This window comes from Carboxydothermus hydrogenoformans Z-2901 (assembly GCF_000012865.1).
In the GTDB taxonomy this organism is placed as follows: Bacteria; Bacillota; Z-2901; order Carboxydothermales; family Carboxydothermaceae; genus Carboxydothermus; species Carboxydothermus hydrogenoformans.
Genome location: NC_007503.1, coordinates 2,261,240 through 2,275,088, shown reverse-complemented (window position 1 = coordinate 2,275,088; position 13,849 = coordinate 2,261,240). Strand labels below are relative to the sequence as shown.

Annotated in this window: 20 protein-coding genes; 18 read left to right on the top strand and 2 right to left on the bottom strand. The window is 46.0% G+C overall.

The window, feature by feature from the left end:
• The first annotated feature begins 13 nt into the window (after positions 1-13).
• The 17 genes from atpE (at position 14) to CHY_RS11725 (ending at position 11,987) form a co-directional block, all read left to right on the top strand.
• Entirely contained in the window at positions 14-250 is a 237-nt protein-coding gene (gene atpE, locus CHY_RS11800) for an ATP synthase F0 subunit C (protein ID WP_034541847.1), read from the top strand.
• Positions 251-305: 55 nt separating this feature from the next.
• Positions 306-785 (top strand): F0F1 ATP synthase subunit B, encoded by a 480-nt coding sequence (gene atpF, locus CHY_RS11795; protein WP_011345415.1) that lies wholly within the window; start codon positions 306-308, stop codon positions 783-785.
• Positions 785-1,318, top strand: a complete 534-nt coding sequence (atpH, locus tag CHY_RS11790; RefSeq protein ID WP_011345414.1) for an ATP synthase F1 subunit delta — start codon at positions 785-787, stop codon at positions 1,316-1,318. The genes atpF and atpH overlap by 1 nt, the downstream gene beginning before the upstream one ends.
• A gap of 28 nt (positions 1,319-1,346) precedes the next feature.
• A complete protein-coding gene (atpA, locus tag CHY_RS11785; RefSeq protein ID WP_011345413.1) occupies positions 1,347-2,852 on the top strand; it encodes a F0F1 ATP synthase subunit alpha in 1,506 nt (501 codons plus the stop codon).
• A gap of 19 nt (positions 2,853-2,871) precedes the next feature.
• Positions 2,872-3,720 carry an ATP synthase F1 subunit gamma gene (gene atpG, locus CHY_RS11780; protein ID WP_011345412.1) on the top strand — a complete coding sequence of 283 codons (849 nt, stop codon included), beginning with the start codon at positions 2,872-2,874 and terminating at the stop codon, positions 3,718-3,720.
• Positions 3,721-3,737: 17 nt separating this feature from the next.
• Positions 3,738-5,159 carry a F0F1 ATP synthase subunit beta gene (gene atpD, locus CHY_RS11775; RefSeq protein WP_011345411.1) on the top strand — a complete coding sequence of 474 codons (1,422 nt, stop codon included), beginning with the start codon at positions 3,738-3,740 and terminating at the stop codon, positions 5,157-5,159.
• Positions 5,160-5,161: 2 nt separating this feature from the next.
• Complete coding sequence (locus CHY_RS11770; RefSeq protein WP_011345410.1) at positions 5,162-5,566, top strand: F0F1 ATP synthase subunit epsilon; 405 nt, start codon at positions 5,162-5,164, stop codon at positions 5,564-5,566.
• 74 nt (positions 5,567-5,640) lie between these two features.
• Positions 5,641-6,219, top strand: coding sequence for a hypothetical protein (locus CHY_RS11765; RefSeq protein ID WP_011345409.1), 579 nt, complete (start codon positions 5,641-5,643; stop codon positions 6,217-6,219).
• Positions 6,220-6,233: 14 nt separating this feature from the next.
• Positions 6,234-7,493, top strand: coding sequence for a UDP-N-acetylglucosamine 1-carboxyvinyltransferase (gene murA / locus CHY_RS11760; RefSeq protein ID WP_011345408.1), 1,260 nt, complete (start codon positions 6,234-6,236; stop codon positions 7,491-7,493).
• A 113-nt stretch (positions 7,494-7,606) separates the two neighbouring features.
• Complete coding sequence (gene spoIID, locus CHY_RS11755) at positions 7,607-8,578, top strand: stage II sporulation protein D (protein WP_011345407.1); 972 nt, start codon at positions 7,607-7,609, stop codon at positions 8,576-8,578.
• 297 nt (positions 8,579-8,875) lie between these two features.
• Positions 8,876-9,154 carry a type II toxin-antitoxin system Phd/YefM family antitoxin gene (locus CHY_RS11750; protein WP_011345406.1) on the top strand — a complete coding sequence of 93 codons (279 nt, stop codon included), beginning with the start codon at positions 8,876-8,878 and terminating at the stop codon, positions 9,152-9,154.
• Positions 9,145-9,561: a putative toxin-antitoxin system toxin component, PIN family gene (locus CHY_RS11745; protein ID WP_011345405.1), complete on the top strand. Its 417-nt coding sequence runs from the start codon at positions 9,145-9,147 to the stop codon at positions 9,559-9,561. Before CHY_RS11750 ends, CHY_RS11745 begins: the two co-directional genes overlap by 10 nt.
• Positions 9,562-9,660: 99 nt before the next feature.
• Positions 9,661-9,837 carry a hypothetical protein gene (locus CHY_RS13260; protein ID WP_011345403.1) on the top strand — a complete coding sequence of 59 codons (177 nt, stop codon included), beginning with the start codon at positions 9,661-9,663 and terminating at the stop codon, positions 9,835-9,837.
• 25 nt (positions 9,838-9,862) lie between these two features.
• A complete protein-coding gene (locus CHY_RS11740; RefSeq protein ID WP_011345402.1) occupies positions 9,863-10,162 on the top strand; it encodes a nucleotidyltransferase family protein in 300 nt (99 codons plus the stop codon).
• Positions 10,149-10,478 (top strand): HepT-like ribonuclease domain-containing protein, encoded by a 330-nt coding sequence (locus CHY_RS11735; protein ID WP_011345401.1) that lies wholly within the window; start codon positions 10,149-10,151, stop codon positions 10,476-10,478. The genes CHY_RS11740 and CHY_RS11735 overlap by 14 nt, the downstream gene beginning before the upstream one ends.
• 77 nt (positions 10,479-10,555) lie before the next feature.
• A complete protein-coding gene (spoIIID, locus tag CHY_RS11730; RefSeq protein WP_011345400.1) occupies positions 10,556-10,810 on the top strand; it encodes a sporulation transcriptional regulator SpoIIID in 255 nt (84 codons plus the stop codon).
• Positions 10,811-10,970: 160 nt separating this feature from the next.
• The gene (locus tag CHY_RS11725; protein ID WP_011345399.1) at positions 10,971-11,987 is read left to right on the top strand and encodes a rod shape-determining protein; all 1,017 of its coding nucleotides are present in this window, start codon (positions 10,971-10,973) and stop codon (positions 11,985-11,987) included.
• Between the two features lie 46 nt (positions 11,988-12,033).
• Here the strand turns inward: CHY_RS11725 and CHY_RS11720 are convergent, their stop codons facing one another.
• Complete coding sequence (locus tag CHY_RS11720; protein WP_011345398.1) at positions 12,034-12,447, bottom strand: type II toxin-antitoxin system VapC family toxin; 414 nt, start codon at positions 12,445-12,447, stop codon at positions 12,034-12,036.
• Entirely contained in the window at positions 12,440-12,691 is a 252-nt protein-coding gene (locus tag CHY_RS11715; protein WP_041537771.1) for a hypothetical protein, read from the bottom strand. The genes CHY_RS11720 and CHY_RS11715 overlap by 8 nt, the downstream gene beginning before the upstream one ends.
• A 223-nt stretch (positions 12,692-12,914) precedes the next feature.
• Here CHY_RS11715 and CHY_RS11710 point away from each other — a divergent pair, with 223 nt between their 5' ends.
• Entirely contained in the window at positions 12,915-13,718 is an 804-nt protein-coding gene (locus tag CHY_RS11710) for an LCP family protein (protein ID WP_011345395.1), read from the top strand.
• Positions 13,719-13,849 lie beyond the last annotated feature (131 nt).

Sequence of the window (13,849 nt, the reverse complement as noted above, 5' to 3'; positions counted from 1 at the left end):
GGTGGATTTTACAATGAGTTTAGTTGCTGGTTTAATTGCTATTGGTGCGGGTATTGCTGTAGGTTTTGGGGCGATAGGTAGCGGTATCGGTCAGGGTATTGCCGCCGGTAAGGCGTTTGAAGCTATGGCCCGGCAGCCGGAAGTCCGGGGTACTGTACAGACATTCTTAATCATCGCCCTTGCTTTCATGGAAACCCTCACCATTTACGGTCTGGTTATCGCCTTTATGCTGCTTAACAAGATGAGCTAAGACCGCACTGTTTTTCGCGGTGCGGTTTTATCCCGTTTGAAGGGAGGACTTATGAGTGCATTTTGATTGGTCTGATTTTATTTGGACGCTTATTAACTTTTTTGTCCTTTTGTTCATACTGAAAATCCTTTTATATAAACCGGTCCTGAAAACCATAGAAGACCGGAAAAAATCCATTGAAGAATCGTTAGAAAAAGCCGCCAAAGCTCAGGAAGAGGCGGAAAGGATCAAAGCCGAATACGACGGCATGATCGCCAAAGCCCGGGAAGAGGCAAGGGAAATTATTGCCAAAGCCCAGAAAACCGCGCAGGCGGAAAAAGAAGAAATTATCGCTACGGCCCAGCGGGAAGCGCAGTCTTTGCTTGCGGATGCCAAGGCTACCATTGCCCAGGAAAAAGAAAAGGCTCTTCGAGAGCTTCGCCAGGAAATCGGCAATCTGGCAGTACTGGCCGCGGGCAAAATTTTAAACCGGGCGGTTACCTTAGAAGACCATCAAAAGCTGGTGGACGAGTTCTTAAATGAGGTGAAAATGTAATGAAATCTTTGGCTGTGGCTAAAAGATATGCGTCCGCCCTTTTTGAACTGGCCCGGGAAAAAGGAGCTATTGACAGTATATCCCACGACTTCGAAGTTCTGGAAAAAGCTATTCAGGAAACACCGGATGTAAAAAAGGTTCTGGACAACCCGGTACTGATTCCTGCCGCCAAAAAAGAGCTTCTGGAAAAGCTTTTTCCCGATTTTAATCCCATTACCAAAAGCTTTTTAAAGCTCTTGGTGGATAAACGGCGGGAAGTATATCTTCCGGAAATTATTGCTCTTTTTGCTGAAAAACTCCGGGAAGAGCGGGGAGAAATGCTGGTAGAAGTTGAATCCGCCCGGGAATTAAAAGGTGACCTTTCCGATTTAATAAAAGAAAAGCTTTCCCGGTTAACAGGAAAGAAAGTGACCATGAAGGTCCGTACCAATCCCGATTTAATTGGCGGGATTGTGGTGCGGGTTGGTAATAAAGTTTATGACGGCAGTATTAAAAACCAGCTTTACCGTTTAAAGCGTAGTATTTACGGTTAAGGTTAAAACTGCGAGGTGATAAATCCCCATGAATTTGCGCCCTGAAGAAATTGGTTCGATCATAAAACAGCAAATCGAAAACTACCAGGTGCAGGTCGAAGTCAGCTCCGTGGGGACGGTTATCCAGGTCGGTGACGGTATCGCCCGGGTTTACGGTTTGGAGGACTGCATGGCCTCCGAGCTTTTAGAGTTTCCCGGCGGGGTTCTGGGAATGGCGTTAAACCTGGAAGAAGACAACGTGGGTTGCGTTATTCTCGGACCCTATACCCATATTAAAGAAGGGGATACTGTTAAGAGAACCGGCCGGGTTGTATCCGTTCCGGTAGGAGAGGCTTTGATCGGCCGGGTGGTAAACCCCCTGGGCCAACCGTTAGACGGTAAGGGCCCGATTGTGACCGATAAGTTCCGTCCGGTGGAGCGGATTGCTCCGGGTGTTATCACCCGGAAGTCGGTGCATGAGCCGCTGCAGACCGGTATTAAAGCCATTGACTCGATGATTCCCATTGGCCGCGGTCAGCGGGAGTTAATCATCGGCGACCGGCAAACCGGAAAAACGGCAATAGCCATTGACACCATTATTAACCAGAAAAATACCGACGTAATTTGTATTTACGTAGCGATCGGTCAGAAAGCTTCTACCGTGGCTAAAGTGGTACAAACCTTAAAAGACCACGGAGCGATGGACTACACGATCGTTGTTTCCGCAACCGCTTCCGACCCGGCTCCCCTTCTTTACTTAGCACCCTATGCCGGCTGTGCTATGGGAGAAGAGTTCATGGAGCAGGGCAAGCACGTTTTGGTGGTTTATGACGACCTTTCCAAGCAAGCGGCGGCTTACCGGGAGCTTTCCCTGTTGCTGCGCCGTCCCCCCGGTCGGGAAGCGTATCCGGGAGACGTATTCTACTTACACTCCCGTCTTTTGGAGCGGGCAGCAAAATTGTCCGATGAGTATGGTGGGGGTAGCTTAACGGCACTGCCGATTATCGAAACCCAGGCTGGTGACGTTTCGGCTTACATTCCTACCAACGTGATTTCCATTACCGACGGGCAGATTTACCTGGAGTCCGACCTTTTCTACGCCGGGGTACGGCCGGCGGTTAACGTCGGTTTGTCCGTGTCCCGGGTCGGTGGTGCGGCACAGATCAAGGCCATGAAGCAGGTTGCCGGAAGTTTGCGCTTGGACCTCGCCCAGTACCGGGAGCTGGCTGCTTTCGCCCAGTTTGGTTCGGACCTTGATAAAGCTACATTAGCTCGCCTTACCCGCGGTGAGCGGTTGGTGGAGCTTTTAAAGCAGGACCAGTACAAACCGATGCCGGTAGAAGAACAGGTCATGGCGATTTTTGCGGCGGTTAACGGCTATTTAGATGATCTTCCGGTAGAAAAAGTAAGACCTTTTGAAGCTGAATTTTTAAAATTCATGCGGGCCAACTATCCGCAAATTGGCGAAGAAATTCGCACCAAAGGGGTACTTACCGACGAATTGACCAGTCGTCTAAAGTCAGCTATCGAAGAATTCAAGAAGACCTTCGCCTAAGAGAAGGTGGTGAGAAAAAATGCCAAGCATGCGGGATTTACGCCGGCGCATCAAAAGTATCAAGAATACCCAGCAGATAACCAAAGCCATGAAAATGGTCGCAGCAGCAAAACTTCGCCGGGCCCAGGAAATGGTGGTGGCATCAAGACCTTATGCTAAAAGAATTAAAGATGTTTTAGCAAGGGCGGCGGCAGCCACCACCGAAACAGCTCACCCGCTCTTAATTAAAAGGGAAGTCAAAGCTACCGGCTACGTGCTCATCACGGCGGACCGCGGCCTTTGCGGTGGCTTTAACGCCAACCTTATAAGAAAAGCCACCGTGGAGTTAAAAGAATTTTCCAACCCAAAGCTTATAACCGTTGGCCGCAAGGGCCGGGACTTCTTTAAAAAGCGGGGTTATGAGATCGTCGGCGAGTTTACCAACCTGGGCGAGTCGATTTCCTTTGATGCGGCTCGGGTGATAGCTGGCTTTATCATGGAAAAATATTTAGACGGCACCTTCGATGAAGTTTACCTGGTGTTTTCGGAATTTGTAAACCCCCTGGTGCAGCGGCCGCAGACCTTGAAGCTTTTGCCGCTGGAAGCTCCTGCCGAGGAGAGCGGGGGTGGCGAATATATTTTTGAACCGTCCGCCGATGCGGTATTAAACACCCTGTTACCGAAATACGTTGAGGTTCAGGTTTACCGGGCTCTCTTAGAATCCAAGGCTTCCGAGCATGGTGCCCGGATGACCGCCATGGATACCGCAACGGAAAACGCGACGGAGATGATTGCCAAGCTTACCCTGCAGCTTAACCGCGCCCGTCAGGCGGCGATTACCAAAGAAATTGCCGAGATCGTGGGCGGGGCTGCTGCCCTTGAGGCCTAAGAGAAGGAGGTTATTTGATGAACGTAGGTCGGGTAGTGCAGGTTATCGGCGTTGTGGTGGACGTAGAGTTTGAACCGGGTAAGGTTCCTCCCATTTATAACGCCTTAAAAATAAGAAGCGAAGACCAGGACACACCCACCGAAGTGCCCATTAACCTGACGCTGGAAGTTGCCCAGCACCTGGGCAACAACCGGGTCCGGGCGGTAGCGATGTCGTCTACCGATGGCCTGGTTCGGGGCATGAAAGTGGTGGATACCGGAGCGCCCATTACCGTTCCGGTAGGCCGTCCTGTTTTGGGACGCCTGTTAAACGTGCTCGGGGAACCCATTGACGGTAAGGGACCGGTGGAAAGCGACCATTACTATCCCATTCACCGGCCCGCTCCTCCTCTGGAAGAACAGTCCACCCGGGCGGAAATCCTGGAAACGGGGATTAAGGTTATCGACCTTTTGGTACCGTTCTTAAAGGGTGGTAAAATCGGGCTTTTCGGCGGTGCCGGAGTAGGTAAGACCGTTATCGTGATGGAGCTCATCAACAACATTGCCAAGCAGCACGGTGGTATTTCCGTGTTTGCCGGTGTGGGCGAGCGGACCCGGGAAGGTAACGACCTTTACCACGAAATGAAAGAAGCGGGCGTTTTGGATAAGACCATCATGGTGTTCGGGCAAATGAACGAACCACCCGGGGTGCGTCTTAGAGTAGGGCTTACCGGTCTTACCATGGCGGAATACTTCCGGGATGAAGAGGGGCAGGACGTGCTCCTCTTTATCGACAACATCTTCCGCTTCACCCAGGCCGGATCCGAAGTGTCCGCCCTACTGGGCCGGATGCCTTCGGCGGTGGGTTACCAGCCCACCCTGGCGACCGAGATGGGTCAGCTCCAGGAGCGGATTACCTCAACCCGGAAAGGTTCGATTACTTCGGTGCAGGCGGTTTACGTGCCGGCGGACGACTTAACCGACCCGGCGCCGGCGACAACCTTCGCACACCTGGATGCTACCGTCGTTCTTTCCCGGCAAATTGCCGAGCTCGGGATTTATCCGGCGGTGGACCCCCTGGACTCCACTTCCCGGATTTTAGACCCGCATATCGTCGGGGAGGAACATTATCAGGTAGCCCGGGGTGTGCAGCGGGTGCTCCAGCGCTATAAAGAACTGCAGGACATCATCGCCATTCTCGGTATGGATGAGCTTTCCGACGAAGACAAGCTGATCGTGGCCCGGGCCCGGAAGCTGCAGCGCTTCCTTTCCCAGCCGTTTACCGTGGCCGAAGCGTTTACCGGGCGGCCCGGGAAGTACGTGCCGGTGAAAGAAACCATCCGGGGCTTTAAAGAAATCCTGGAAGGCAAGCACGACGATATTCCGGAGACCTGCTTCTACATGGCGGGCACCATCGACGAAGTGGTGGAAAGGGCCCGGGAGCTTGAAGGAAGTGCATAAATATGGCGGATAAAATCAAGCTTGAGGTAGTCACCCCCGAGCGGGTAGTGGCGAACGAACACGTGGATTTCGTGGTTGCTCCCGGCGTGGAAGGGGAGATTGGTATTTTACCCTTTCACGCTCCATTAATTACTTCCCTTGATATCGGAATTTTACGCTATACGGTGGAGGGGAAAACGGAAAAAATTGCCCTTTCCGGCGGCTTTTTGGAGGTAAAGGGCAACAAGGTAGTGGTTCTGGCCAATGCCGCCGAGCGGGGTGAGGAGATCGATGTGGAGCGGGCCCAGAGAGCTTTAGAGCGGGCCCGGGAGCGTCTTGCCAGACGCACGCCCGATATAGACGTGCTCCGGGCGGAACTGGCCATGCGCCGGGCATTAAACCGCCTCAAAGCAGCGGGAAAAATGTAAAAGAGCGCACCAAAAAAGGTGCGCTTTTTTATTGTTACTTAATTTTGGCAAAACTATTAGCCGGAGGGATACCGATGAAAAAAATCCTTTCGGCTTTTTTGCTGGCGGTACTGGCGGTAAGTTTTATTTCCACCGGTTCTTATCCGGAGTACGTACTCTGTCAGAAAATCATGGGTAAACCGGAGGTGAAGAATCCGGAATTAAAAATTATTTTTGGCCGTAAAATAAATAAAAGGCCCGAAGATGATTTAAAAAAGCTCGCTTACCTGTTGAATGATAACTTTACTTTTGCCGACCTCGGAACCGAGTGTTTTGCTGAAGGGAGAAAGTACTGGGTATTGTATGAGCCGGAGGAAAACCGGTACGAACGTCTAATTGCCGGGCCGGACCTTTTTTTACCCGAAGAACGGGGGCTACGCTATTACCTGTTAGAGTTTACCTATACCGGCAGGAACCCGGAAAAAATAGTCGGGGGTACGGTGAAAAAAATCGAAAAAAATGGCGAAAATACTGTGGTTTTGGGCTATACGCCGGCCCTAAATACCGGTATAATGATAAAGGGAGAAAAAGTGAACTATCAGCTTATCATTACCAGTAAGCCGGGGGGTGCGGGGGTTAAACTGGGCATTCCCGTGTGGCTTGGTAACTATTAAGCAGGAGGAAAGAGATGGAAAAGTTTGTCATAGAAGGAAAGCAGCGACTTACGGGACGGGTAAAAATAAGCGGCGCCAAAAATGCAGCATTGCCCATTTTAGCAGGAGCCCTTTTAACCGGCGGTACCGTTCGCCTTACCGAAGTTCCGGAACTTACCGATATTTATACGATGCTTGAGGTCTTAAAAGCATTGGGGGCGAAAGTTACTTTTTCCGAGGGAGAAGTGGTTTTACATACTCCGGAAATAACGTCGGCAGAAGCACCTTACGAGCAGGTGCGTAAAATGCGGGCGTCTTTTTTAGTTATGGGACCGCTCTTAGCCCGAACCGGACGGGCCCGGATAAGCCTGCCGGGAGGATGTGCCATTGGCGCTCGGCCCATAGACCTGCATTTGAAAGGTTTTGAAGCTTTGGGAGCTAAAATAGAAATGGGACATGGCTTCATCGAAGCTACCGCACCCAGGTTAAAGGGAACTACCGTTTATCTCGACTTTCCCTCGGTGGGAGCTACCGAAAACATTATGATGGCCGCAGTTTTGGCGGAAGGGCAAACCATTATTGAAAACGCTGCTGAAGAGCCGGAAATAGTGGATTTGGCCAACTTTTTAAACAACATGGGAGCCAAAATCAAGGGTGCGGGAACCAAAGTCATCCGGATTACCGGTGTAAAGGATTTAGATGGCGTTAACCACACCGTAATTCCAGACCGCATTGAAGCCGGAACGTTCATGATCGGGGCGGTGGCCACTCAGGGAGAGGTGATCGTAGAAAACGTTATTACCGACCACTTAACCCCGCTCATTGCCAAGCTCATTGAAGCCGGGGCTGAAGTTATTGAAGATGAAGACCAAAACGCCCTGCTGGTAAGAAGTAACGGAAAATTAAAACCTCTTGATATAAAAACCCTGCCTTATCCCGGCTTTCCTACCGATTTACAGGCCCAGATGATGGCTCTTTTAGCTACTGTGCCGGGAATATCCGTGGTAACCGAAACGGTCTTTGAAAACCGCTTTATGCATGTTACCGAATTAAACCGTATGGGGGCAAAAATCCGCATCGAAGGTCGGTCCGCCTTTATTGAAGGGGTAGAAAGCCTGACCGGCGCCCGGGTCAAGGCTACCGACTTACGCGCCGGAGCCGCTCTGGTTATAGCCGGCCTTGTTGCCGATGGAGTCACCGAAGTAGGCCATATCTTCCATATCGACCGGGGTTATGAGCGGTTTGAAGAAAAGCTCCGGGGGTTGGGCGCGAAAATAGAACGAGTAAGCGATTAAGAAACGCCGGTACTTAAAGGTACCGGCGATATATTTTTTCCGACCACTTATCACTTACGACTGACGACCGATGTATAAACTCACCCGCTGGCGTATACACTATTAATAAAAATATGCCAAATTGGGTGAGTATTATGAAAAAAATTGCAATTGCGATACTAATCCTGCTGGTAGCGTGGACAGCTTATACGGTAAAGCAGGAGAAGGAAGAGGAGAAGCCGGTTAAAATTCAGCCGGAAAAAGGGATAACCTTAAAGCTGTACAACCACCAAACCGATAAGATCGAGACGGTGGAACTGGAAGAATATCTGGTGGGGGTTGTTGCCGGCGAAATGCCGCCAAATTATCCACTGGAAGCCTTAAAAGCCCAGGCCATAGCGGCACGAACTTATACCTTGAAGCGGATTTTGTCTCCGCAAAACACCAGAGGATACCATCCCGGGGCGGACCTGTGTACCGATCCGACCCACAGCCAGGCTTACCTTTCCGGGGAAGAGCTGAGAAAGCGCTGGGGGGTAAAATACTACTATTATTTATCCCGCGTTAAGTGGGCGGTCAACTCTACCAAGGGTAAAGTGCTGGTATATAACGGTGAGCTAATTGATCCGGTTTACCACGCTTCCTGCGGCGGTCAAAAGACGGAAGCGGCCAAAGATGTCTGGGGTTACGATGTTCCTTATTTAAAATCGGTAACGTGTCTGGAAAACGACTATCCGGTGGAAACTAAAACTTTTAAAATTTCTTATATCGATAAAGTTTTGGGAACCGACCTTAAGGCCCTGGCCGTATCTACCGGTACAAAGCCTGTTAAAATCAGCGAACGAACCGGCACCGGCCGGGTGAAGAAGATTAAACTTGGCAGCCGTATTTTCTTAGCCGAAGAAATTCGCTACCGTTTGGGTTTGAAATCAACCATCATGACCGTAAGCACCCGGGGCGATAAAATCATTTTCACCACCCGGGGCTATGGCCACGGGGTCGGCCTCTGCCAGCGGGGAGCGGCGGCTCTGGCGGATAAGGGCAAAAACTATCGGGAAATTTTAAGCCACTACTACCCCGGGACAAAAGTTGTGCAATATAAGTAGTGTGCGGGCTTCAGCCCGCTTTATGTTGTGGTAGGCCAAAACCGACCATACTTTTTTACCAACGACATACGACTTACCACTTACCACCGTTAAGGCAGCTCCTGCTGCCTTTTTTATGTAGGGCGGGCTCCTGTGCGCAAATATTTTGTCGACGGGAGTCGACCCTACAGAAACATTACGCCGGCAGGAGCCGGCTATACTAAAACCCCATTAACCTTGAACTTTCTAAAAAAATAAGTTATAATTAGCTAAACATATATTTTAAGATTAATGTATACCTTAGGTGAGGTGAGTGGAATGGAAAAAATAATTGGGGTTGATCAACTTAGACCCCGTTTAGGAGAATATTTAGAAGAAGTTGATAAAGGTGAAGTTTTTATCATAACCTACCGTTCCAATCCTAAAGGAGTAATATTAAGTTACAAGCAATATGAACAATTTAAAAAAATCCAGGAAAAATTAAAAATGCTGGAACTAAAAAATCTCATAGAGGAAGTTAGGGAAAAAGCAGCAACTTATGAAATCTCCGACGATGAAATATTAAAAGAGATTGAGGAAGCGAGAAAATGCGAGTAGTAATAGATACCAATGTTTTTATTTCCGGATTATTAAAAAAACATTCTTATCCCGCTAAAATCCTCGATGCCTGGATCATGCAAAAAATAATTCCTGCTGTAAGTCGAGAATTAATAAATGAATATTCGGTAGTCTTAACCCGGGATAAATTTAAAATACTGGGTAGTGTGGAAAAAAAACTTTTAATCATTCAAAAATTAATTGAACTTCCCTGGGTACTTTTTATCTATCCTCTCGAAACGATTAATGTAATTAAAGAAGATCCAGCGGATAACAAAGTCTTAGAATGTGCAACAGCAGCTAACGCTGATTTTATTGTTACCGGAGATCAGCACTTACTTGAACTAAAGGAATTTAGAGATATTAAAATTTTAACACCTAAATATTTTATCGAAAGCGCTTTATAAAATGATTTACCACCGACCACCATTTTCAGGCTTTACATCAAACCGGCTTAAAAATATACTAAAAATTAAGAAAAGGTAAATTTATAGTAAGGTGATTTTATGAAAAGAAATTTAAAAGTTAAATCTAAAAGTAAAAAATTTATTTCTAAATCGCAAATATACTTTTGGAGTAAAACTTGGCAAGAAGAGGAACGAAAAGTTTCCCAGGACATTATAAATGGGAAGATTATGAAAGCGGAAAGCCTTGAAGATTTATATAAAAAATTGGGTTTATAAAATGTTTGTAAGTAGGTGATTAATTGTGGAAGATAAAAACTTTATTCTAAACAAGCTTTTAGAAAATAAAAATTTACTAAAAACCTATAATGTATCTAAAATTGGACTTTTTGGCTCTTTTGTCCGGAATGAAGCAAGTCAAACCAGTGATATTGATTTATTGATTGATTTCGATGAGCCAGTTACTATCTTTCAATTTGTTGAATTAAAAAACGCCCTCGAAGAACTTTTTAAAAGGAAAGTAGACCTTGGAACTTTTGATGCTATAAAGCCAGTAATCATGGAAAATATTTTACGGGAGGCCATTATCATTGAGGGATTATAAGCTATATTTATCTGATATTTTAGAATCAGCGAAAAAAATATTGGATTATACAAAAAATATCACTTATGATGAATTTATGTTAGACAGTAAAACCATTGATGCAGTAGTGAGAAATTTAGAAATAATTGGGGAAGCAGCGAATAAAATACCCGAAAAAATAACAGCCCTTTATCCGGAGATACCATGGAGATCGATGATTGGAATGAGAAACTTGCTTGTTCATGAGTATTTTGGGGTAAGTATAAAAATTATCTGGGAAACAATTAAAAGAGATATTCCAGATTTAATTAAGAAGATTGAAAACATAAACCTTTAGGCCAAAAAGAAAACTTCTAAAACCCCACCTCCCCGCATAGTATTTACTAACCAATGCCATGCGCGGGAGGTCTTTTAATGCAGGAATACATTTTAAAGCGGGTTTTAAAGCTTACCTATTATGTCTTAGAAAATAAAGCAACGGTCCGGAAAACCGCCGAAGTTTTTGGGGTCAGTAAAAGCACCGTCCATAAAGACTTAACCGAGCGCCTCCCTGCATTAGATAAAAAATTGGCCGGGGAAATAAAAAAAATTCTCGAACAGAACAAAGCGGAGCGGCACATCCGGGGAGGTGAGGCTACCCGCAAAAAATATAAAAACATGGCCAAATAACTCTAAATTTGCAGGATTTTTTCCCCTGGAGGTAGAATAAAATAATATTTGACAAAATCTTATTTTTTAGCTCATTATTAGACAAGCAGATTTGCCGTTGCGACTCCTGTTGCTTTTATGATAAAAAATTGACCATTCTACCGAAAGGGGTTTTATATAAATGTTTAACTGGAGTACCGATATCGGGGTAGACTTGGGTACTGCCAATGTGCTTGTATATGTTAAAGGTAAAGGTATCGTTTTACGCGAGCCTTCGGTGGTGGCGGTAAACCGGGATACGGGACAGATCATCGCTGTCGGCGAAGAAGCCAAAAAAATGCTCGGTCGCACTCCCGGGAACATCGTGGCTATCCGCCCTCTTAAAGAAGGGGTTATCGCCGATTACGACACCACCGAAAAAATGCTTCGCTACTTTATTACCAAAGCCTTAGGCGGTAGGCCTCTCTTCTTTAAACCCCGGATTATGGTCAGCATCCCCGCCGGGGTCACCGACGTAGAAAAACGGGCGGTAAAGCAAGCGGCCAAGCAGGCCGGCGCCCGGGAAGCGGAAGTCATCGAGGAAACCATCGCTGCAGCCTTGGGAGCGGGGCTTGATATTTCCGAGCCGTACGGTTCAATGGTGGTGGACATAGGCGGCGGGACTACCGACGTGGCCGTGTTATCCCTGGGAGGTATTGTGGTAAGCAAATCCTTAAGGGTAGGCGGCGATAAGTTTGACGATGCCATCGTCAAGTACATCAGAAAAGAGTTTAACCTTTTAATCGGGGAAAAAACAGCGGAGGAAGTAAAAATCGAAATTGGTACTGCCTTTCCCGAAGGAACGGAAATTAAAAAAATGGAAATTCGCGGACGCGACCTCTTAACCGGCCTTCCTAAAAATGTGGAAGTAACAAGCCTAAATATCCACGAGGCAATAACCGAGCCCTTAGTTGCTGTAGTAAATGCCGTTAAAGAAGTCTTAGAGCGCACTCCACCGGAACTTTCTGCTGACATTGTCAACCGCGGCATTGTTATGACCGGCGGTGGCTCGTTATTAAACGGTCTTGACCGGCTAATTGCCAAAGAAACCGGCCTGCCTACTTTTGTAGCCCCTGATGCCTTATCCTGTGTTGCCCTTGGCACAGGAAAAGCTTTAGCCATGTGGGACATGCTCAGCAAAAGAAATAATCAGTATTGAGATGTAAAATAAAAAATCTGCCACCTTGGCAGATTTTTTTGTAGTATTATTTTAGTTCAAGAAGAGTTATAGCTTTAACACTTGAAAAATCTTTTTTATTATTTGTTATAACCCAATAATTATTAATTTGAGCTGAGGCGGCAATAAGCGAATCTGGTAATGAAAGATTATGTCCCAAATTTTTATTTTGCTTTCTAATTTCGGATGCTAAAATCGAAATATCAATAGTGACAGGTATAATTTCAATCTTTTCAAATAAACTTAATACTTTTGATTTTAGTTTTTTATTTTGAATTCCAAATAATACTTCATGGCAAACAATTACACTTGTAGAAACTAAACCTTGTTCAAAAATTGTGTATAAGTTTTGTTTTTCAAGACTACTTAAACGATCTGCGAAAAAATCAATAAAAATACAGCTATCAATTAAAAATTTTAAAAAGGTATTTTGGTTATCCATCACTCCTTAACTCCTTAATATATTCAGAAGCAGGCTTATTAAACCAGTCTGGTGCATCTTCTGGTTTTATTTCGTTTTTAATTTCATCTAATAATTTTCTCGCTTCTAATCCCGTTATTTGATTATTAAGTAAATCTACAATTATCTTATTTTTGCTGGTTTGATTCTTTTTTGCAAGTTCAGCTAACTTTTTATCAAGGTCAAAAGGAAGCTTTAGTTGCAATATTTTTACGCTTTTTTTCATGCTTATCACCTCTTGATTTAATAATACCATAAATATGGCATTTCAAACAATTTATTCTACAGAATGAACTTAACCCTACAAAAAAGTTATCGGTTGTCTGTGGTAGGTTGTGGGTTGAGGATTTTTTTCTTACCACCAACCACCTACCACTTACCACCAATAACGTATATTTTCCCCTCTCTTGGCCCAAGCTATTACTTAGAGGCCAAAAGGGGGTTTTATTTTGAAAAGGCTCTTCATATTTATTATAATACTGTTTATTACCATCTTTATTTTTAATCCGGTAAAAACCGGTGAGCTTAAAAAAACTCCACTAAAATCCCGGCAAAAAGAACAAACCACCGGCATTACCCTTGCCGTCCCTCTTTCCGTAAAAGAAGGGATTAAAAACTACATTGCTCCCAGCGCCGAGCCTACTCCTCCGGCCCATTTTTGCCCAAACCAGAATATTTTGCTGCTTTGGACCGAAAAGGGCGGCTTAAAAGCCATCACCATCATCACCTACAACCCCAGAACCAAAATCCCAGCCCTTCTTACCGTGCCTACCCGTACCCTGCTGCCCGGAGAAACTCTCACCACCGGGGAAATCTATGCCCGGAAGGGGTTATCCACCTTTACCAGAACCCTGGAAAAAGCCTTTAATACCCAAATCCCTCACTACATCGTAATTGACCAAACTGTCGTAGAACAATTTTCCCGCCGCCTGGGAGAAGTAAACCTTAAAGGCGAAACGGTACCGGTAATTTCCATCTTTGAAGATACCCTGGCCGGCCGGCGGCTAAACGACACCGACCTGGTAAAGGCCCTGGTCCAAAAATTATTGTTGCCCGGAGAAATGTGGAAAGTTCCCGGGCATCTTTCCTTTCTCGTTCAAAATATAAAAACCAACCTTACCTTACCGGTTTTACTGGATATCTTTTCTAAGCTTCCCGCCATGAAGTTAAATTCCTTGACCAAAGTATCTCTTCCATCCCCGGGGGTAACCGGACGGATTCTCTCCCAAATTACCCAGGAAAGTCTCCCCTGAAAACAACTGCAAAATTTAACTTTCTCTCCAAACAACCCCCCGAAAATTTTCAAAGCTTACGAATATTATGATGGAAGAGAAAACCAGCGGCAGTAACTCTCTAAAAGTATCGAAATATTAAAAATGGTGTC

What these genes read in the sequence shown, in the direction of transcription:
- CHY_RS11750 (WP_011345406.1), top strand. Translation starts at nt 8,876, where the DNA reads ATGGAAAAAATAATTGGGGTTGATCAACTTAGACCCCGTTTAGGAGAA.
- murA (WP_011345408.1), top strand. Translation starts at nt 6,234, where the DNA reads ATGGAAAAGTTTGTCATAGAAGGAAAGCAGCGACTTACGGGACGGGTA.
- spoIIID (WP_011345400.1), top strand. Translation starts at nt 10,556, where the DNA reads ATGCAGGAATACATTTTAAAGCGGGTTTTAAAGCTTACCTATTATGTC.
- CHY_RS11715 (WP_041537771.1), bottom strand. Translation starts at nt 12,691, where the DNA reads ATGAAAAAAAGCGTAAAAATATTGCAACTAAAGCTTCCTTTTGACCTT.
- CHY_RS11770 (WP_011345410.1), top strand. Translation starts at nt 5,162, where the DNA reads ATGGCGGATAAAATCAAGCTTGAGGTAGTCACCCCCGAGCGGGTAGTG.
- atpD (WP_011345411.1), top strand. Translation starts at nt 3,738, where the DNA reads ATGAACGTAGGTCGGGTAGTGCAGGTTATCGGCGTTGTGGTGGACGTA.
- atpG (WP_011345412.1), top strand. Translation starts at nt 2,872, where the DNA reads ATGCCAAGCATGCGGGATTTACGCCGGCGCATCAAAAGTATCAAGAAT.
- atpA (WP_011345413.1), top strand. Translation starts at nt 1,347, where the DNA reads ATGAATTTGCGCCCTGAAGAAATTGGTTCGATCATAAAACAGCAAATC.
- atpH (WP_011345414.1), top strand. Translation starts at nt 785, where the DNA reads ATGAAATCTTTGGCTGTGGCTAAAAGATATGCGTCCGCCCTTTTTGAA.
- CHY_RS11765 (WP_011345409.1), top strand. Translation starts at nt 5,641, where the DNA reads ATGAAAAAAATCCTTTCGGCTTTTTTGCTGGCGGTACTGGCGGTAAGT.
- atpE (WP_034541847.1), top strand. Translation starts at nt 14, where the DNA reads ATGAGTTTAGTTGCTGGTTTAATTGCTATTGGTGCGGGTATTGCTGTA.
- CHY_RS11745 (WP_011345405.1), top strand. Translation starts at nt 9,145, where the DNA reads ATGCGAGTAGTAATAGATACCAATGTTTTTATTTCCGGATTATTAAAA.
- CHY_RS11725 (WP_011345399.1), top strand. Translation starts at nt 10,971, where the DNA reads ATGTTTAACTGGAGTACCGATATCGGGGTAGACTTGGGTACTGCCAAT.
- CHY_RS11720 (WP_011345398.1), bottom strand. Translation starts at nt 12,447, where the DNA reads ATGGATAACCAAAATACCTTTTTAAAATTTTTAATTGATAGCTGTATT.
- CHY_RS13260 (WP_011345403.1), top strand. Translation starts at nt 9,661, where the DNA reads ATGAAAAGAAATTTAAAAGTTAAATCTAAAAGTAAAAAATTTATTTCT.
- spoIID (WP_011345407.1), top strand. Translation starts at nt 7,607, where the DNA reads ATGCCAAATTGGGTGAGTATTATGAAAAAAATTGCAATTGCGATACTA.